At 77.7% G+C, this 17,647-nt stretch carries 20 protein-coding genes; 7 read left to right on the top strand and 13 right to left on the bottom strand.

What is annotated here, in order from left to right:
- The first annotated feature begins 431 nt into the window (after positions 1-431).
- On the top strand, positions 432-848 hold the full coding sequence (locus tag VER05_RS05990; RefSeq protein ID WP_324844470.1) for an HNH endonuclease signature motif containing protein: 417 nt from the start codon (positions 432-434) through the stop codon (positions 846-848).
- A gap of 186 nt (positions 849-1,034) precedes the next feature.
- On the opposite strand, the gene VER05_RS05985 is transcribed toward VER05_RS05990, so the two are convergent.
- On the bottom strand, positions 1,035-1,664 hold the full coding sequence (locus tag VER05_RS05985) for a response regulator (RefSeq protein WP_154729782.1): 630 nt from the start codon (positions 1,662-1,664) through the stop codon (positions 1,035-1,037).
- 201 nt (positions 1,665-1,865) lie between these two features.
- Here VER05_RS05985 and VER05_RS05980 point away from each other — a divergent pair, with 201 nt between their 5' ends.
- Both VER05_RS05980 and VER05_RS05975 read left to right on the top strand, forming a co-directional pair.
- Positions 1,866-2,813: a phosphoglycerate dehydrogenase gene (locus tag VER05_RS05980; protein WP_324844469.1), complete on the top strand. Its 948-nt coding sequence runs from the start codon at positions 1,866-1,868 to the stop codon at positions 2,811-2,813.
- 141 nt (positions 2,814-2,954) lie between these two features.
- The gene (locus VER05_RS05975) at positions 2,955-3,704 is read left to right on the top strand and encodes a hypothetical protein (protein ID WP_324844468.1); all 750 of its coding nucleotides are present in this window, start codon (positions 2,955-2,957) and stop codon (positions 3,702-3,704) included.
- A gap of 27 nt (positions 3,705-3,731) precedes the next feature.
- Here the strand turns inward: VER05_RS05975 and mutM are convergent, their stop codons facing one another.
- The 11 genes from mutM to VER05_RS05920 all read right to left on the bottom strand — a co-directional run bounded on the left by mutM (position 3,732) and on the right by VER05_RS05920 (position 14,271).
- On the bottom strand, positions 3,732-4,655 hold the full coding sequence (gene mutM, locus VER05_RS05970) for a bifunctional DNA-formamidopyrimidine glycosylase/DNA-(apurinic or apyrimidinic site) lyase (RefSeq protein WP_324844467.1): 924 nt from the start codon (positions 4,653-4,655) through the stop codon (positions 3,732-3,734).
- 7 nt (positions 4,656-4,662) lie between these two features.
- Positions 4,663-5,460, bottom strand: a complete 798-nt coding sequence (rnc, locus tag VER05_RS05965; protein WP_324844466.1) for a ribonuclease III — start codon at positions 5,458-5,460, stop codon at positions 4,663-4,665.
- Positions 5,461-5,520: 60 nt separating this feature from the next.
- The gene (rpmF, locus tag VER05_RS05960) at positions 5,521-5,715 is read right to left on the bottom strand and encodes a 50S ribosomal protein L32 (RefSeq protein WP_122150323.1); all 195 of its coding nucleotides are present in this window, start codon (positions 5,713-5,715) and stop codon (positions 5,521-5,523) included.
- Between the two features lie 2 nt (positions 5,716-5,717).
- Complete coding sequence (locus VER05_RS05955; protein ID WP_324844465.1) at positions 5,718-6,296, bottom strand: DUF177 domain-containing protein; 579 nt, start codon at positions 6,294-6,296, stop codon at positions 5,718-5,720.
- A 142-nt stretch (positions 6,297-6,438) separates the two neighbouring features.
- A complete protein-coding gene (locus VER05_RS05950) occupies positions 6,439-6,939 on the bottom strand; it encodes a hypothetical protein (RefSeq protein WP_324844464.1) in 501 nt (166 codons plus the stop codon).
- Complete coding sequence (gene coaD / locus VER05_RS05945) at positions 6,936-7,439, bottom strand: pantetheine-phosphate adenylyltransferase (protein ID WP_324844463.1); 504 nt, start codon at positions 7,437-7,439, stop codon at positions 6,936-6,938. The genes VER05_RS05950 and coaD overlap by 4 nt, the downstream gene beginning before the upstream one ends.
- 18 nt (positions 7,440-7,457) lie before the next feature.
- The gene (rsmD, locus tag VER05_RS05940) at positions 7,458-8,102 is read right to left on the bottom strand and encodes a 16S rRNA (guanine(966)-N(2))-methyltransferase RsmD (protein WP_324844462.1); all 645 of its coding nucleotides are present in this window, start codon (positions 8,100-8,102) and stop codon (positions 7,458-7,460) included.
- Positions 8,099-9,772: a DUF6297 family protein gene (locus tag VER05_RS05935; protein ID WP_324844461.1), complete on the bottom strand. Its 1,674-nt coding sequence runs from the start codon at positions 9,770-9,772 to the stop codon at positions 8,099-8,101. Before VER05_RS05935 ends, rsmD begins: the two co-directional genes overlap by 4 nt.
- Positions 9,769-10,461: an ABC transporter ATP-binding protein gene (locus tag VER05_RS05930; protein WP_324844460.1), complete on the bottom strand. Its 693-nt coding sequence runs from the start codon at positions 10,459-10,461 to the stop codon at positions 9,769-9,771. Before VER05_RS05930 ends, VER05_RS05935 begins: the two co-directional genes overlap by 4 nt.
- A gap of 79 nt (positions 10,462-10,540) precedes the next feature.
- Positions 10,541-12,787: an ATP-dependent DNA helicase RecG gene (locus VER05_RS05925; protein ID WP_414647561.1), complete on the bottom strand. Its 2,247-nt coding sequence runs from the start codon at positions 12,785-12,787 to the stop codon at positions 10,541-10,543.
- Positions 12,784-14,271 carry a DAK2 domain-containing protein gene (locus tag VER05_RS05920; protein ID WP_324844459.1) on the bottom strand — a complete coding sequence of 496 codons (1,488 nt, stop codon included), beginning with the start codon at positions 14,269-14,271 and terminating at the stop codon, positions 12,784-12,786. The genes VER05_RS05925 and VER05_RS05920 overlap by 4 nt, the downstream gene beginning before the upstream one ends.
- 351 nt (positions 14,272-14,622) lie before the next feature.
- On the opposite strand from VER05_RS05920, the gene rpmB reads away from it, so the two are divergent.
- From rpmB to VER05_RS05900, 4 genes are all read left to right on the top strand, one after another.
- Complete coding sequence (gene rpmB, locus VER05_RS05915) at positions 14,623-14,814, top strand: 50S ribosomal protein L28 (protein WP_135974635.1); 192 nt, start codon at positions 14,623-14,625, stop codon at positions 14,812-14,814.
- 156 nt (positions 14,815-14,970) lie between these two features.
- Positions 14,971-15,492: a GNAT family N-acetyltransferase gene (locus VER05_RS05910; protein ID WP_324844458.1), complete on the top strand. Its 522-nt coding sequence runs from the start codon at positions 14,971-14,973 to the stop codon at positions 15,490-15,492.
- Positions 15,493-15,706: 214 nt separating this feature from the next.
- Positions 15,707-15,982: a type II toxin-antitoxin system Phd/YefM family antitoxin gene (locus VER05_RS05905; RefSeq protein WP_324844457.1), complete on the top strand. Its 276-nt coding sequence runs from the start codon at positions 15,707-15,709 to the stop codon at positions 15,980-15,982.
- On the top strand, positions 15,979-16,245 hold the full coding sequence (locus VER05_RS05900; RefSeq protein WP_324844456.1) for a type II toxin-antitoxin system RelE/ParE family toxin: 267 nt from the start codon (positions 15,979-15,981) through the stop codon (positions 16,243-16,245). Before VER05_RS05905 ends, VER05_RS05900 begins: the two co-directional genes overlap by 4 nt.
- 137 nt (positions 16,246-16,382) lie before the next feature.
- On the opposite strand, the gene VER05_RS05895 is transcribed toward VER05_RS05900, so the two are convergent.
- Complete coding sequence (locus VER05_RS05895; RefSeq protein WP_324844455.1) at positions 16,383-17,408, bottom strand: thiamine-phosphate kinase; 1,026 nt, start codon at positions 17,406-17,408, stop codon at positions 16,383-16,385.
- Between the last annotated feature and the right edge of the window lie 239 nt (positions 17,409-17,647).

Below are 17,647 nucleotides of genomic sequence, written 5' to 3'. Positions count from 1 at the left end.
CCACGATCGTCCCGCTCAGCGACCGAGACCCGCACTGCGCTGGAGCGGCGGACGCCGCGAGGGCGGCCGCGTCGTTCCCCGCTCCCGCGGGGGCAGACTCACCGCCTCCCGATCGCCCGAGGGCAGACTCGCCGCCTCCCGCTCCCCCGGGGGCAGACTCACCGCCTCCCGCTCCCCCGCCGGGACGCGCGCTTGCTCCTGCTGCCGCTCAGGCGGGTGCGCCGTTCGCGGCGCCGCGCGCGCCTGCCGCGCTCGCCCCGACCTCGACGACCGCGCGCCGCGGCTGCACCCGCTGCTCCGGCCGCCCGGGCGCCGAGGTCCGCATCACCATCAACGCCTCCACCCTCATCGGGCTGGACGACCAGCCCGCCCACCTCGACGGGCACGGCGCCCTCGACGCCGTCCGCGCCCGCGCCCTGGCGGTCGGCGGGGTGTGGCGGCGGCTGGTCACCGACCCGGTCACCCACCGGCTGCTGGACGTCGGCCGCGAACGCTACCGACCCCCCGCCGCCCTCGACGAGTTCGTCCGCACCCGCGACGGGACCTGCGTCGCCCCCGGCTGCGTCCGCCCGGCCTGCGGCTGCGAGCTCGACCACACCGAGGAGTTCCACCCCCTGCCCGGCGCCGACCCCGACGCTGCCCTGGGCCGCACCGACGCGGACAACCTCGGCCCGCTGTGCCACCGGCACCACCGGCTGAAGACCGACGGCGGGTTCCGGCTGCGCCAGATCGAGCCCGGGCTGTTCGAGTGGCTCACCCCGACCGGGCACCGGTACCTCACGCGGCCCGGCACCGGGCAGAACCACGACGCCACCGCCGAGCCCCACAACGAGCCGCCCCCGTTCTGACGCGGCCGCGACGGCGCTCGGGCCGGATCAGCCGGCCCCCGGCCCTCCGGCCGGATCAGCCCGTCCTCGGCGCTCGGGCCGGATCAGCCCGTCCTCGGCCCTCCGGCCGGGTCAACCCGTCCGGCTGCCGCCTCGGGCGCTCCGCGGGGCCGCGCCCGGTCCCGAGAGGTGCCGCCAGTGCCGGCGTCAGGAGTGGTGCGTCTCCGCGCGCCAGCCCGAGTGCCGACGGGCCGCGACCCACGCCGCGACCTGGGTGCGGCGCTGGAGGCCCATCTTGGCGAGCAGCGACGTGATGTGGTTCTTGACGGTCTTCTCGGCCACGCCCAGGCGCTCCGCGATCTCGCGGTTCGACAGGCCGTCGCCGATCAGGTCGAGCACCTTGAGCTCGCTCGGCGTGAGGTTCTCGGTCGGGTCCTCGTGGCCCGCGCGGCGGCGGGTGACGGTGCGCTCGTCCAGCAACGTGCGGCCGGCGGCGACCGCCCGGACGACATCGGTGATCTCCGCGCCGCGGACGCTCTTGAGCAGGTAGGCGGCGGCGCCGGCCTCGAGCGCGGCGGCCAGCGCGTCGTCGTCGTCGAAGGACGTGAGCACGATCGCCCGGGCGGTGGGCAGCGTCGCCCGCACCTGCGTCATGAGGTCGATCCCGGTGCCGTCGGGCAGCTGGAGGTCGACCAGCAGGACGTCGGGGTGCACCAGGCCGGCGCGGCGGACGCCGTCGGCGACGGACCCGGCCTCGGCGACGACCTTCATGCCGTCGGCGCGCTCGACGACCTCGGCGATGCCCCGCCGGACGACCTCGTGGTCGTCGACGATCATCACCGAGATCTCCCCGGAGCGGGCCGGCTGGACTGCGCTGTTCGTGGCGGACACGCGGTCATCGTATCCAGCCCGGGCGACCCGGTCGGGCACCGGCGCACCGGGTCGCCGCGAGTTCCCCCACCTGCGCGGTCGGCGGGGCGGCCGGGTGCGCGGGGCTCCCCTGGCGCGGCGACCCCGGGTGCGCCAGTCTCGGGATCCATGACGACGGTGCTGCTGCCTTCCTCGATCGCCCTGTCCCCCACGCTGCCGGACGGTGTCCGCACCGCGACCTACGACGTCGACCAGCCCGTGCCCGACGACCTGCTGGACGCCGAGGCGCTCGTCGCGTGGGGGAACTCCACGGCCCAGCTCGCGGACGCCGCCCGCCGGATGGGCCGGCTGCGCTGGGTGCAGACGCTGGCGGCCGGTCCGGACGCCGTGCTGACCGCCGGGTTCGCGCCGCACGTCGAGATCACCTCCGGCCGGGGCCTGCACGACGGCCCGGTGGCGGAGCACACCCTCGCGCTCGTGCTCGCCGCCGCGCGCCGGCTGCCCGAGCTCGTGCGCGCCCAGGACCAGCACCGGTGGGCGTCGGAGCTCGGCGGGATGCAGCGGCTGCCGCACGAGGGCGGCGAGTTCCGGTCGCTGTCCGGCGCCCGGGTGCTGATCTGGGGCTTCGGCTCGATCGCCGCCCGGCTCGCGCCGCTGCTCACGGTGCTCGGCGCGCAGGTCGTGGGCGTCGCGTCCCGGGCCGGCGAGCGCGCGGGCTACCCGGTGATCACGCCCGCCGAGGTGCCGCAGGCCCTCCCGGGCACCGACGTGCTCATCGGCATCCTGCCCGCCACCCACGCCACGCGCCGCGCCCTCGACGCCGCCGTGTTCGCGCGGCTGCCACGGCACGCGTGGGTGGTGAACGTCGGCCGCGGCTCGACGCTCGACGAGGAGGCGCTGCTCGCGGCGATCGCCGGCGGGCGGATCGCGGGCGCGGCGCTCGACGTGTTCGAGACCGAGCCGCTGCCGCCCTCCTCCCCGCTGTGGGACGAGCCGCGGGTGCTGATCACCCCGCACGCCGCGGGCGGCCGCCCGGTCGGTGCGGACACGCTGCTCACGGACAACATCGCGGCGTTCGAGCGCGGCGAGCCGCTGCGGAACGTCGTGCGCCGCTGACCGGCGCCGCGACCCGCCGCGCGCCCCGCCCGGCAACCCGCCGCGCGTCCCGCCCCGCGCCCCGCCGCACGCCCCGGCCGCCCCGGGCGCCGCACCGTCCGGTTGGTACAGTGGACCGCTCCCCGAGAAGAGGAGCACGCGATGACCACCCCCGCGCCGACCCTGCGCGACCGCGTCGGCCTGCTGCCCGTCGGGCCGGGCGACCCGGCCGGGTCCGATCCGCGCGAGACCGTCGCCGCCCTGGCCGTCGACGGCGTCCTGCTGGGGTTCTACGCCGAGGTGCACCCGCCGGACGACGGCTGGTGGGGCCGGGCGCTGACCGCCGTGGCCAGCTACGCGGGCCTGCCGGTGCCGCACCAGTGCGCGTCGAACCTGGACCTCGCGCTCGAGGCGGAGCCGTTCCGCGACCCGTCGCCGCTGACCGACGCCGTGCTGCGCCTGGTCCGGGAGGGCGGCACCGGGGCGCTGACCCTCGACCGCATCGCGGAGGAGAGCGGCCGGGACCCCGACTGGATCCTCAGCATGCACGGCTCGGTGCAGGAGCTGGTCGACGCGCTGGTGGGCCGGATCGCCGAGGAGGCGTTCGACGACCTGCTGCCCGCGCACGACGAGCCGGAGCTGCCCGAGCTGCTCGCGGCCTGCGCGAGCTCGGAGCGGGTCGTCGCCATGGTGCGGTTCCTCGCGCTCACCGGCGTCGAGCTGGCGCCCGGCGCGGTCGACCGCACCCGGGCCGGGTCGCCCGTCGCCCGCGGCGAGCGGCTGCCGGACCGGGCCCTGGTCGCCGCGCTGGCGCTCGACGGCTGGGCGCTCGGGTCGACGGCGCGACGCTACCCCTGGCCGGAGGCGGTCACGGCCGACGTGGCGACGGAGCTGCGGGCGCTGGCGGGCTGAGGCCGGGGCCGCCGGCCCGCGGGGCCCTCAGCCGGCCGGCGCCGGCTGGCAGACCGGGCAGAAGTGCGAGGAGCGGTTCATGAACGGCTCCCGCACGACCGGCGTCCCGCACCGCGGGCACGGCTCCCCCGCCTGCCCGTAGACGGCGAGCGACCGGTCGAAGTACCCGGACGCGCCGTTGACGTTCACGTAGAGGGCGTCGAAGCTCGTCCCGCCCTGGGCCAGCGCGTCCGTCATCACGCCGGCGACGCCGTCGAGCACCCGCAGCGCGGTCGCCTGGTCCAGGTCGGCCGTCGGCGTCGCGGGGTGCACCCGCGCGCGCCACAGGCCCTCGTCGGCGTAGATGTTGCCGACACCGGACACGACGCCCTGGTCGAGCACCGCGCGCTTGATCTGGGTGCGCCGCCGGCGGATGGCCCGGGCGACGGCTTCGCGGTCCACGGCGGGGTCGAGCAGGTCGCGGGCGATGTGCGCCACGGGGGCGGGCACCAGCGGCAGCGCCGAGCCCGCGCCACCCGGGCGCGCGTCCGGCGTCGGCAGCAGGTCGACGACCGACAGGTGGCCGAACGTGCGCTGGTCCACGAAGTCGAGGGCCCCGCCGTCGTCGAGCAGCAGCCGCACCCGCAGGTGGGTGTGCGCGCCGCCCTGCTCGACGTCGTCCGCGGTGCCGCGGACCAGGAGCTGCCCGCTCATGCCGAGGTGCGCGAGCAGCGCGTCGTCCGGCGGCGCGCCGGCCGCGCCGGGGTGGTCCAGCGGGAGCCAGAGGAACTTGCCGCGCCGCGCGGCCGCGGTCAGCGTGCGGCCAGCGAGGCGTCCCGCGAGGTCGTCGGGACCAGCGAGGTGCCGGCGCACGCTGTACGGGCGCCGGACCTCGACCGCGCGGACCGTGCGGCCCACGACGTGCCGCTCCAGGCCGTCCCGGACGGTCTCGACCTCGGGGAGCTCGGGCACGCGGGTGTCAGTCCGCGGCGGGCGCGGGGGCGCCGGCCGGCTCGCGGTCGGCGGTCGGGCCGTCCTGCGCGACGTGGCCGTCGGCGGCGGCTCCGTCCGCAGCCGCGCCGTCGGCGGCCTCGGCGCCGTCCCGCAGCGCGGTCCAGGCCAGCTCGGCCGCCCGCTGCTCGGCGAGCTTCTTGGCGGTGCCCGTGCCGGTGCCGTACACGTCGCCGGCGACCACGGCGTCCGCCGTGAACACCCGGGCGTGGTCCGGGCCGGCGCTGGTCACCTGGTAGGTGGGCGCGCCCATGCCGAGCGTCGCGGTCAGCTCCTGGAGGCTGGTCTTCCAGTCGAGGCCCGCGCCGAGGTCGGCCGCCTGGGCCAGCCGGGGCCCGACCAGGCGCATGACGATCTCGCGGGACGTCTCCAGCCCGTGGGACAGGTAGACGGCGCCGAACAGGGCCTCGAGGGTGTCGGACAGGATCGAGTCCTTGTCCCGCCCGCCCGTGGCGAGCTCCCCCTTGCCGAGCAGCACGTAGGACCCGAGGTCCAGCGTGCGGGCGACCTCGGCGAGCGCCCGCTGCGACACCGTCGCCGCGCGCATCTTCGCGAGCTCGCCCTCGGACTGCGAGGGGTGCCGGCGGTACAGGTCCTCGGTGACGACCAGGCCGAGCACGGTGTCCCCGAGGAACTCCAGGCGCTCGTTGGTCGGGGTGCCGCCCGCCTCGTGGGCGAACGACCGGTGCGTCAGTGCCAGCACCAGCAGCTCGGGGTCCAGGTGGACCCCGAGCTGCTGGGCGAGCTGTGCTGCGGTGGTGCTCATCGTGCGGCGGCCCGCGCCCTCCGGTGCGTCACCGGGGCGCCGGGCCTACGGCGCGTCGGCTCAGCCGGCGTGCTCGGTCCGCATCGCCTCGGCGTAGCGCCGACCGGCGTAGGCGCCGCACGTCGGGCACGCCTGGTGCGGGCGCATGTTCGACTGGCACTGCGGGCAGGTGCTGAGCGTCGTGGCAGTGGTCTTCCACTGCGACCGACGCGCACGGGTGTTGCTGCGCGACATCTTGCGCTTCGGAACAGCCACGGCTAGCTCTCTCTCTTCTCGTCAAGCGTGCTCTGCAGACCACCGAGGGCGGCCCACCGAGGATCAAGGGTCTCATGGGAATGCTGCGGGTCGTCCGCGAGGTGCGCCCCGCAGATGGAGCACAGCCCGGGGCAGTCGTCCCGGCACAACGGCTGGAACGGTAGCGCAGTCACGACCGCGTCCCGAACCAGGGGCTCCACGTCGACCAGGTCGCCGTCGAGCTCGGGGAGGTCCTCCTCGTCGTCGCCCTCCTCCTTCGCGGCCTCCGCGCGACCGGGGTAGACGAACAGCTCCTGCACGCGGACGTCGAGCGACTCGACGACCTCGTCCAGGCAGCGCACGCACTCCCCGACCGCCCGGGCCCGCACGGAGCCGGACACGAACACCCCCTCCATGACGGCCTCGAGCTGGAGGTCCAGCTCGACGTCGTCGCCGACGGGGACGCCGATCACGTCGGTACCGAGGTCCTCGGGAGCGGGCACCGTGGCGTGGGCACGACGCATCGATCCCGGACGTCGGCCGAGCTCGTGGGTGTCGAGCACGAACGGCGAGCGGGGATCGAGGTGGTTGGCGCGCTCCACGGTCCCTGTTCCTGTCGTTGAGGGGTCTCGGTCCCTGCGATGACCGGCAGGACCAACGGACGATCTTACGGCACCGGCCGCCCTCCGCCCAATCGCCCGGCGGGCGGCCTGGGTCACACCCGGCGGTGCCGGGCGGGGCCGGTCAGTCCTCGGGGTCGTCCAGCCGGCCCGCGAGCTTCGCCCGCCCGGCCTGCACCTGGGTCAGCACCTTGCCGAGGTCGATCTCGAAGTCGGCCAGCCGCCGGTCGCAGTAGTCGTCCGCGTCCCGCCGCAGCCCGCGGGCCGTCTCCTCGGCCTCGCGGACGATCGCGGCGGCCCGCTCGGTCGCCTGCGCGACGACGGACTCCTGCTCGACCAGCTCGGCGGCCCGGCGGCGCGCGGCCGCCTCGATCCGCTCGGCGTCGGCGCGCGCGGCGGCCCGCTCGGCGTCGGCGGCGGCCAGCACCTCGTCGGCGCGGCCGATCTGCGTGGGCAGCGCGCTGCGGGCCTGGTCGACCAGGTCCAGCAGCTCGGCGCGGCTCACGAGCACGGAGGCCGACATCGGCACGGCGCGCGCCGCCTGCACGGCCTGCTCCAGGGCGTCCAGGACGGCCGTGAGGCCCTCGTGGCGGCCCGCGGCCGCCGGCGGCGTCTGCTCGGTCATGCGCGGCTCCCGTCGGCCGTCGTGGGGGTGCTGAGCGCCGCGCGGACGGCCGCGGCCACCGCCGGCGTCACCAGGTCGCCGATCGGGCCGCCGTGCCGGGCCACGTCCTTCACCAGCGACGAGGCGACGTGCGACAGCGCGGGGTCGCCGACGACGAACGCCGTCTCGACGCCCGACAGGTGCCGGTTCATCAGGGCCATCGGCAGCTCGGCGTCGAAGTCCGCCCCGCCGCGCAGCCCCTTCACCACCAGGTCCGCGCCGAGGGCGCGCAGCTCGTCGGCCAGCAGGCCGGACGAGGACGCGACGCGCACGCCCGGGACGTCGGCGACCGCGTCCTCGATGAGCGCCACCCGGGCGTCGACGTCGAGCAGCGGCCGCTTGGCGGCGTTGTGCGCGACGAGCACGACCACCTCGTCGGCGAGGCGCCGCGCGCGGCGCACCACGTCCAGGTGGCCGAGCGTGAAGGGGTCGAAGGAGCCGGGGCAGACCGCGAGAACCACGTCGCCGAATCTACGCCGTCAGGCGTCGGCGTCCCCGGCGGCGGGGTCCCCGGGCGCGTCGCCCGGCCCGTCGGCCGGCCCGTCGGCCGGCGCGTCGCCCGGCCCGTCCTCGACCGGGCTGCGGGCGCCGAGGTGCACCGCGGTGTCCCCGTACACCCGGGTGTCGAACCCGTGCATCGCGGCCGGCCAGGGCGGCTCGCCGCTGCGGGCCGACCGCTCCACGACCACCACCGACTCGACCGTCAGCGCCGGCACCAGCGCCGCCAGCACCTCCGCCAGCGTGGCGTCCGGGACGTCGTACGGCGGGTCGAGCAGCACCAGGTCCCACGGCGCGGCCGGGCGCGCCACGTACGCCTCGACCCGCTCGCGCACCACGTCCACCCGGTCGCGCAGGCCCAGGGCCGCGACGTTCTTCCGGCAGACCTCCGCGGCGGCCTTGCCCCACTCGACGAGCACCACGTGCGCCGCCCCGCGGCTCGCGGCCTCCAGCCCGAGCGCGCCCGAGCCGGCGTAGCCGTCCAGCACCCGCGCGTCCTCGACGGCGTCCAGATGCTCGAGCCGGGAGAACAGCGCCTCCCGCACGCGCTCGCTGGTCGGGCGCGTGCCCGCCGGCGGCACGGCGAGCGTGCGCCCGCCGACCGAGCCCGCCACGATCCGGGTCACCGGCCACCCCGCTTCTTCTCCGCCTCCGCGGTCTCCTGCATGTCCGCCATGCGGTCCATCATCGACTTGGTGCTGGTGCTCGACCCGACGGCCAGCGCGATCGCCGAGACGGCGGCCTGCACGACCACGACCTGCGGCAGCACCGTGCCCAGCGCGACCGACAGCACGACCGGCACCATGCCGAGCACCGCGACGTCCGGGCCCCGCGCCAGCACGGCCGCGACGCCGCCCGGCAGCGCGCCCATCGGCGTGGCCACGAGCGGGCCCTCCCAGTTCGGCGACGGGCGGTAGGCGGCCCGCAGCGCGGCGCCCGCCCACACCGGCGCCGACACCACGCCGAGCAGCAGCCACGGGCCGACCTCGCCCTCCCAGCGACCCACCGCGGCGAACGCGGCGGCGGACCAGAGCAGCATCGCCACGCCCGGCACGATCAGCCGCGCGCGGCGCACGGCCTTCGCGGACATCGGCAGCAGCCGGTCGACGATCGGGGCCATCTCGGCGCGGCGCGCGCCCTCCCCCGTCGCCAGCATCCCGACGTACCCGCTGACCAGCACCGCGAGGATCACGCCGAGGACGCCGGCGAGCTGCGGCGTGATGACGACGACCACCGGCACCAGGGCGGAGACGACCAGCTGCACCAGGTGCCGCGGCGACCGCAGCAGGACCGTCAGGTCGGCGACGACCACCGCCGACACCGGGCCGCGGACCAGCCGCATCCGGCGCACCCGGCGCCGCCGCGGCCGCGCGGCCGAGTCGGACAGCGCCCGGCCGAGCTCGCGCGAGTCCATCGACACGAGCGCGCCGGCGGCCTGCGTGGCGACCGAGCCGCTCTCCCGCAGGTCGCGCCCGCGGATCCGGCCGAGCCGGCCGTCCAGCCACCACCAGGCGCCGGCGACCGCCACCGCGAGCACGCCGAGCACCCACCAGGGGACGTCCGGCAGCGCGGCGACCCGCCAGCCCGCGAGCGCCGCGACCAGCGCGAGCACCGGCGCGACGCCGATCACCGCGTCGCCCGCGAGCGCGGTCGCGCGGCGCGGCACCCCGCGGCTCTGCAGGTGACCGGCGAGCACCGCCAGCCCGGCGCACACGAGCGCCGCCGTGCCGCCCAGCCGCAGCACGTGGCCGACGCCGTGGTCGGCGAGCAGCCCGCCGTCGAGCAGCGCCAGCACCACCCCGCCGATCAGGCCGGACGCGAGCGGCAGCCGGAGCGACGCCGGCCGGAGCAGCCCGCGGCGGTCCACCGGCATGCCGAGCCACCAGGTCGCCTCCGCGCCGCCCGCGCCCACCGGGCCGAGTCGCGCGCTGAGCGAGAGCACCACGCCCGCCACGACGAACGCGGCGACCGCCACGACCGTCGGCAGGCTGATGCCGGAGCGCAGGGCCTGGTCGGGCACGTGCGGCAGCGTGGAGCGGAGCTGGCCGGCGAGGCCCAGGGCCACGCCGAGGCCGATCGCCGAGATGACCACCGCGTAGTAGACGTCGCCGAGCACCTCGCCGAGGCCCGCGCCGGAGCGGCGCCGGGCGACCTGCGCGGTGTACCGGCGGATCGACCGCGCGCCGGGGACCGGCGTCCGGCCCTCGGTGGGCGCGACGGCGGGCCCGGGGACGTCGTCCCAGCCCGCCGCGGCGGCCGCCGGTGCGTCGTCCGCGGTGGCGGCGAACTCGCTCACAGCACGCCCGGCCGCAGCGCCTCGACGGCGTCCGCGGTGCTCAGCAGGCGCGAGTGGTCGTCCGCGACCAGCACCGCGCGGTCCGCCACGACGCGCAGCAGCTCCGGGTCGTGCGTCGCGAGCAGCACCGAGCCGCCCGCGCGCTTCTCCTCGACCAGCCGCTGCGCCAGGTGGTCGCGCATCGCCACGTCGAGGCGCTGCTCGGGCTCGTCGAGCACCAGCAGCGAGCGCGGGCGGACCAGCCCGGCGGCGAGCAGCAGCCGGCGCCGCTGGCCCGAGGACAGCGCGACGGGCAGCGCCGCCGCGTGCTCGGTCAGGCCGAACTCGTCGAGCAGCTCCTCGACCACCGCGTCCGCGCCCTGCACCCCGTGCCCGCGGGCCGTGAGGTACAGGTGCTCGGCCACCGTGAGCGCCGGGAAGTACGCGTCGTCGTCCAGCACGCTCGACACCCGGGTGCGGAACCCGACCTCGCGCTCGTCCACGGCGCGGCCCAGCACCTCCACCCGGCCGCCGACCGGCTCCAGCAGGCCGAGCACGGCGCGGAGCACCGTCGACTTGCCCGAGCCGTTCGCGCCGACGAGCGCGAGGGCCTTCCCGGGCGGGAGGGTGAACGAGACCGGGGCGCACACGGGCTCCCCGCCGTACCCGACGAGCAGATCGACGGCACGGATCACGGGCTGCTTCGACACGGGCAGCAGCGTACGCACCGCGGCTGGTGGTCCCGGCGGGACCGACGGCCCGTGCTGCCCGGGACCACGCCGGCCGCCGTCAGGTCCGGTCGAGGAACTCCTCGCGCTCCCCCGCCAGCATGTGCTGGATCGCCGCCGCGAGCGCGGGGTGCTCGCGCAGGTCCGGGTCGGCGTCCACGAGGGCGCGCGCGGCGTCCCGGGCCCGCTCGATCACGTCGCCGTGCCGGGTGACCTCGAGCAGCCGCAGCGACGAGCTCCCGCCCGACTGCGCCGCCCCGAGCACGTCGCCCTCCCGGCGCAGCTCCAGGTCCACCGCCGCGAGCGCGAACCCGTCGCGGGTCTCCGCGAGCTTTCCGAGCCGGGTCGCCGCGTCCGTGCCCTCGGGCGCGTCGGCGACGAGCAGGCACACGCCCGGCTTCGCGCCGCGGCCGATCCGCCCGCGCAGCTGGTGCAGCTGCGAGATGCCGAACCGGTCCGCGTCGAGCACCACCATCACCGTGGCGTCCGGCACGTCGACGCCGACCTCGATCACCGTCGTGGAGACCAGCACCGGCACCGCGCCCGACGCGAAGTCCGCGAGCGCGCGGTCCTTCTCCTCCGGGGACATCCGGCCGTGCAGCTCCCCGACCGCGACCCCCCGCAGCGCCGGCGTGCCGCGCAGCAGCTCCGCGACCTCCGTCACCGCGTGCAGCGGGCGCTGCGGGCGGGCGTCGCCGTCCTCCGGGGAGAGGTCGGTCACCAGGTCGGCGCCGTCGACGTCCGCCTTCTTCGCGTCGCCGTCGATCCGCGCGCACACCACGTAGGCCCGGCCCCCGCGGTCGACCTCCTCGCGGATGCGCTGCCAGGTGCGCTCCAGCCAGGCGGGCTTGTCGGCCGGGACCACGTGCGTCACGACCTCCGCGCGGCCCCGCGGCACCTCGCGGAGCGTCGACGTCTCGAGGTCGCCGAACACCGTCATCGCGACCGTGCGCGGGATCGGCGTCGCGGTCATCACCAGCAGGTGCGGCACGCCGCCGGCCTTGGCGCGCAGGACGTCGCGCTGCTCGACGCCGAACCGGTGCTGCTCGTCCACCACCACGAGGCCGAGGTCCGCGAACTGCACGTGCTCGGACAGCAGCGCGTGCGTCCCGACCACGATCCCCGCCGCCCCGCCGCCGATCTCGCCGAGCGCCCGGCGCCGCGCAGCCGAGCCCTGCGAGCCGGTCAGCAGCGTCACGCGGGTCGCCACCTCCGCGCCGCCGAGCATCCCCGCCTCCGCGAGGTCGCCCAGCATGCTCTGCAGCGTGCGGGCGTGCTGCGCGGCGAGCACCTCCGTCGGCGCGAGCAGGGCGGCCTGGCCGCCGGCGTCGACCACCTGGAGCATCGCCCGCGCCGCCACCACCGTCTTGCCCGAGCCGACCTCGCCCTGCAGCAGCCGCTGCATCGGGCTGGCCGCCGCGAGCTCCGCGGCGATCTGCGCGCCGATCTCCCGCTGGCCGCCCGTCAGCTCGAACGGCAGCCGCGCGTCGAACGCGTCCAGCAGCCCGCCCGCGCGCGCCGGCCGGGCCACCGCCGCCTGCGCCGCGAACCGGGCCTTGCGGCGGGCCAGCTCGGCCTGGAGGACGAACGCCTCCTCGAACCGCAGCCGCGCCACCGCGCGGTCCTTCTCCGTGTCGTCCAGCGGGTGGTGCACGCCCTGCAGCGCGTCCAGGATCCCCGGCATCCCGCCGCGGACGGCGTCGGGCAGCGGGTCCGGCAGGTCCGCGGGCGTGAGCGTGCGGCGCACCGTCTCCACGGCGGCGACGACCGCCTCGTTCCGCAGGCCCGCGGTCAGGCCGTAGACCGGACGCGGCCGCTGCGACTCGATCAGCCGCTGGGCCTCGTCCTCGAACGACATCGGGTCGTCGATCTCGAACTCCGGGTGCAGCAGCTGGAGGTGGCCGCGGTACTCCTTCACCGTGCCCGAGAACAGGCCGGCCGTGCCCGGCTTCAGCTGCTGCTCGAAGTGCCGCAGCGCACCCGGGTGCTTCGCGAACCAGGTCAGCAGCAGGGTCTGCCCCGCGTTGCGCACCACCACCTCGAGGATCACGCCGCCCCGCGAGCGCATCGTGCGGGTCGTCGCGCGGTCGACCACGCCGTCCACCGTCACGTGCTCCCCGACGCGCAGGTGCCCGATCGTGGCCGGGTCGCCCCAGTGCGACCAGCGGCGGGGGTAGTAGCGCAGCAGGTCGCCGACCGTGCGCAGCCCGAGCTTGGCGAGCTTCTTCGCGGCGCCCGGGACGTGGGTGCCGAGGTCCTGGTCCAGGTACGGCAGCGGCCGGACGACCGCGTCGTGGGGGACGGTCACGGGCGCGCCTCCGTCGGGGTCGTGGGGGTGGGCGGGGGTGGGGCGGGGGTGGTCGTGGTCGGGGCGGGCGGGCCGGCGGAGGCGGGGGCGGCGACCGGGCCGGCGGAGGCGGGGCCGGGCTCGACCAGCCGGGCGAGGGCGGCGAGCACCCCGGCCTCGTCGGTCGCCCCGGCCGGGACCAGCCACCCGGGGTCGAGGTCGGCGGCGGCGAGGCGGTCCCCCGGCAGCACCGTGACGGACCCCTGCCGGCCGGCACCCGTCGTCGGGTCGTCCCCCGCCGGCGCCGCGCCGCGGGCGCCCGCCGCGTGCACCGGCTGCTGCGCGTCCTGCACGGCGCGGCGCACCGCGTCCCGGGCGTCCTCCGCGGGCGTCCCGTCCGGCAGCAGCACCGCGACGGCGCCGGCGTGCGCGAGGGCCGCGGCCGCCTCGCCCGACCCCGTGCACGCCACGACCGGGCGCTCGGCGCCGAGCAGCGTCCGCACCGACGCGGTCCACCGCGCGCCGGCGGCGGTCAGCACCGTCGCCACGTCGGCGGGCGCGGGCGCGTGCACGTGGGCCGTCACGAGGCCCTCGCCCGCCACCACCGCCACGGCCCCGCCCACCGCGGGCAGCGTCGCGGCGAGGTCCCGGGCGACGCGCTCGGCCGCCGTGGCGTCGGCCGCCGGCCCCGCGCCGTCCCCGGCGCCCGCGCGCAGCAGGGCGACGACCTCGTAGCCGCCCGCGCCCCCGTCGCCCGACCCGGCTCCGGTCGGGTCCGCCGAGCCGCCCGGCTCGCGCGCCGCGCCGTGCTCGTCCAGCCACCCGACGTCCACCGGCGCCGGGCGGTCGGCGAGCGCGGCCGCCAGCGCGTCGAGCAGCACGAGCAGCGCGCACGCCCCCGCGTCGACCACGCGCGCCGACCGCAGCACCGGGTGCGCCGCGCTGATCCGCGCCAGGTCCGCGCGCCCGGCGGCCACGCCCGCGTCCAGCGCCGCCGCGTCGCCCGCGCCGCGCGCCGCCGCGTGCCGGGCCGCGTCGGCCACCACCGCGGCGACGGTCAGCACCGTCCCGTCCTCCGGCTCCGGCACCGCCGACCGCGCCGCCGCGGCGGCGGCCGCCAGCGCGTCGGGCAGCGCGCCGGGCGCCGCGCCGAGCGCCGGGCCGGACGCCGCCGCTGGCGCCGCCTCGGGCGCCGCGCCGGCCAGCCCGCCGAGGTAGCGGCTGAGGATGACGCCGGAGTTCCCGCGCGCCGACAGCAGCGCCCCGCGTGCGAGCGCCCGGAGCACCGCCGCGCCGTCGTCGGTCGCCCCGTCGGCGCCGGCGGGCAGCGCGGCGACCTCGTCGGCGGCCCCGCGCAGCGTGAGCAGCACGTTCGTCCCCGTGTCACCGTCGGGCACCGGGAACACGTTCACCGCGTCGATCCGCTCGCGCGCCGCCTCCAGGGCGGGCACCGCGCGGTCCAGCCAGTCGCGCAGCACGCCGCCGTCCCCGAGTCGCCCAGCCACGTCCGCGCGCAGTCCTCTCGTCGTCCCGGCCGTCGTCCGGCACCCGCCCTCCGACGACCCCGCGGGCCGATCGCCCGCGGGGACCTACTCTGCCGCACGCGACCCGCAGGATCCCGGTCGTCCCCAGCCCGGGTCCTGCCCGGAGCGCCCGGCGCCGGGGTGTGACGGACGTCGTTTTGAGGGTCGCGGCCCTCGTGGGCTAGTCTTGTCCGGTTGCCTGGTCACTGCCGGGCACGGGTGTGCCCCTCGGAACGGTCCTCGGACCGCCGGTGCGGGCCCCACCGACCAACCAGGACTTGCCGCCCGGGCTCCCTCCCGAGCGGCGTGCAATGACCGGATCAGGAGAAGACCGTGGCTGCCAACTGCGACGTCTGCGCCAAGGGCCCGAGCTTCGGGCACAGCATCTCGCACTCGCACGTGCGCACCAAGCGCCGCTGGAACCCGAACATCCAGCGCGTGCGCGTGGTGGTGGCGGGCACCCCGAAGCGCCTCAACGTCTGCACCTCGTGCCTCAAGGCCGGCAAGGTCCAGCGCGCCGTCTGAGCGACTCGTGCCGAAGGCCCGTGCGGTTCGTCCGCGCGGGCCTTCGTGCTGCCCGGGACCGGTGCGGGCGGGGGCGCGGCCCCGTTCCGCGCCGCGGGACGGGGCGACGGCGGGAACGGCCTGTGGCGGCGCCGCCGCGTGTGGCACGCTGAGCGCATGAGCGAGCAGCGCCGCGAGCACACGGTCCGGCCCGCCGAGCCCCGGGACGCTGCCGGCATCGCCGCCGTGCACGTCCGGACGTGGCAGCACGCGTACGCGGGCCTCGTCCCCGACAGCTACCTCTCGTCCCTCGACGTCGCCCGGCGCACCGAGGTCTGGCAGCGCGACCTCGCGCACGGCAGCCGGATCCGGGCCTGGGTCGCGACCGTCGACGCCGAGGAGGTCGTCGGCTTCATCTCCCTCGGCCCCGCCCTCGACGAGGACGCCGACCGCACCGCGCTCCAGGTGTACGCGCTCTACCTCGACCACGGGATGTGGGGCTCCGGCGTCGCGCGCGAGCTGCTGCGCACCGCCATGCAGGACGTCCCCCCGCGCATCCCGGTGACGCTCTGGGTGTTCGCGGACAACGAGCGCGCCCGGCACTTCTACCGCCGGCACGGCTTCCAGCCCGACGGGACCGAGCGCACCGAGGACATCGGCGGCGCCGACCTGCTCGAGGTCCGCTACCGCCGCCGCTGACCCGGAGCGGGCGGCGAGTCCTCCACAGGCCACCCGGGCGTGCGCGGTCCCCAGGCGACTGCCCCGCGCTGCGTCCCGGGCGGCGGCTGCGCTCCAGCATGAGGCCATGCCCGACGACGTGCGCGAACGAACCGAGGAGCCGCGGCAGACCCACGCGGGCTCCATGACGACGACTCCTGGCCGGCCGTTGCGTCGCAGACTAGGATTCTGGTCTATGGAGCAGACCTCGCTGTCCGACGCCAAGGCGCACCTGAGCGCGTACGCCGCGGACGTCGTCCGGACGCACAACCGGATCTCCATCACCCGCAACGGGCGCCGGGAGCTGGTGCTGATGAGCGCGGACGACCTCGACGCGCTCGAGGAGACGCTCGACGTCCTCCGGGACGAGCGGCTCGTGAAGGAGCTGGCCACGGCACGCGAGGAGATCGCCGACGGCCACGTCTCGTTCGAGCGCCCGGTGTGGAACGGTCCCGCGACCGACGCCCCGTGAGCTGGGAGATCGGGTGGGTGCCGACCAGCAGGCGGGCGCTCGATCGGCTCCCGGAGCACGCGGCGACGGCGGCGATCGAGTTCGTCTACGGACCGCTGCGGGAGAACCCGTACCGGGTCGGCAAGCGGCTGCGCGCGCCGCTGGACGACACCCACTCCGCGCGCCGCGGCGCGTACCGGGTCCTGTACGTGGTCGACGAGCAGGCCGGAACCGTCGTGATCACGAGCATCGATCACCGCCGCGACGCGTACCGCACGCACTGACCGCGGTACCGGACGCCGCCGCGGACACCAGGTCCCGCTAGTCCGGTGCGACCCCCGGTCACCGGTCCCGCTCACCCGCTACGCCACGCGGTCACCGATCCCGCGCACCCGGCCTGCCCCGCGGAGACGCGGGTGCGCTAGCGGCGGAAGTGCTCCCAGCCGGCGACGACCGCCGGTCGCGCACCCCCGACCAGCACCGTGCCCGCGGGCTCGCCCGTGCCACCCGCCGCGCCGGCCCCGCGCACCACGCCGATCCGCCGGAACCCCGCCGGCAGCGCCGCGCCCGCCGGGAACGTCGCCAGCAGCCCGTGGTCCTCGCCGCCGCCGAGCGCCCAGCCGACCGGGTCGGCACCGACCGCCGCGGCGGCCGCGCCCAGGGCGTCGAGGTCGCCGGCGAGCGCGTCGGCCGGGTCGTCGAGGTCGAGCACGACGCCGCTCGCGACGGCCAGCCGCTCGCCGTCCCGCAGCAGCCCGTCCGACACGTCGAGCATCGCGGTCGCCCCACCGGTCGCGGCGGCCGGACCCGCCGCGAGGGGCGGCTGCGGCCGGCGGTGCACCGCGACGACCGCGGGGTCGGCGTCCGGGCGGCCCGCGTCGAGCAGGGCGAGCCCCGCCGCCGACCGGCCCACCGTCCCGGCGAGCGCCACGACGTCGCCGGGCCGGGCGCCCGACCGCAGGACGGGCTCCGCGCCGCCGAGGTCACCGTGCACGGTCACCGCGACGACCACGGACGCGCCCCCGGAGAGGTCGCCGCCGACGACGCCGGCCCCCACCGTCGCGCACGCCGCGCCGAGCCCGCGCGCGAGTCCCTCGACCCACGCGACGGGCAGGTCGCCCGGGACGACGAGCGAGACGACGATCGCGGTCGGCCGGGCGCCCATGGCGGCCACGTCGGCGAGGTTCTGCATGGCCGCACGCCAGCCGACGTCCTCGCCGGAGGACCAGCCGCGCCGGAAGTGCCGGTCCTCGACGAGCACGTCGGTCGACACGACGTACCGGCCGTCGGGCGCCGCGAGCACGGCGGCGTCGTCCCCGGGGCCGAGCAGGGTGCGGTCGCCGGCGGGCAGGTGCGGGAAGATCCGCGCGAGCAGGCCGTCCTCCGACAGGTCGGCCACGGTGGCTCCGGCGGCGTCGGGCTGGTCGGGGGCGGCGCGGTCGGTCACGCCCGCCACGGTAGCGTCCGCGACGCCGCGGCCCGCGCCGGGCCGCGTCGGGCCCCCGCGCGGCCGCCCGGGCCACCCGCCCCGCGCTCCCGTGCCGCGCCACCCGGCACCGCGCTCCCGCCCAGCGCCACCCGCGTCTCCGCCCGCCTATCCGTCCGCCCGTCCGCCCGTACGTCCCTGCGCGACTGTGCAAGAAACCCTCCGACCGGGTAGCCGGGGGGTACTCACTCGACCGGTTT

Origin of the sequence: Cellulomonas sp., assembly GCF_035634735.1 — a bacterium.
Classification (GTDB): domain Bacteria; phylum Actinomycetota; class Actinomycetes; order Actinomycetales; family Cellulomonadaceae; genus Cellulomonas.
This window is presented reverse-complemented; position numbering and strand designations above follow the sequence as displayed.

Coding starts and splice junctions, on each gene's coding strand:
- VER05_RS05950 (WP_324844464.1), bottom strand. CDS start 6,939: ATGACCGAGCAGACGCCGCCGGCGGCCGCGGGCCGCCACGAGGGCCTC.
- VER05_RS05910 (WP_324844458.1), top strand. CDS start 14,971: ATGAGCGAGCAGCGCCGCGAGCACACGGTCCGGCCCGCCGAGCCCCGG.
- VER05_RS05980 (WP_324844469.1), top strand. CDS start 1,866: ATGACGACGGTGCTGCTGCCTTCCTCGATCGCCCTGTCCCCCACGCTG.
- VER05_RS05985 (WP_154729782.1), bottom strand. CDS start 1,664: ATGATCGTCGACGACCACGAGGTCGTCCGGCGGGGCATCGCCGAGGTC.
- VER05_RS05975 (WP_324844468.1), top strand. CDS start 2,955: ATGACCACCCCCGCGCCGACCCTGCGCGACCGCGTCGGCCTGCTGCCC.
- VER05_RS05905 (WP_324844457.1), top strand. CDS start 15,707: ATGGAGCAGACCTCGCTGTCCGACGCCAAGGCGCACCTGAGCGCGTAC.
- rnc (WP_324844466.1), bottom strand. CDS start 5,460: ATGAGCACCACCGCAGCACAGCTCGCCCAGCAGCTCGGGGTCCACCTG.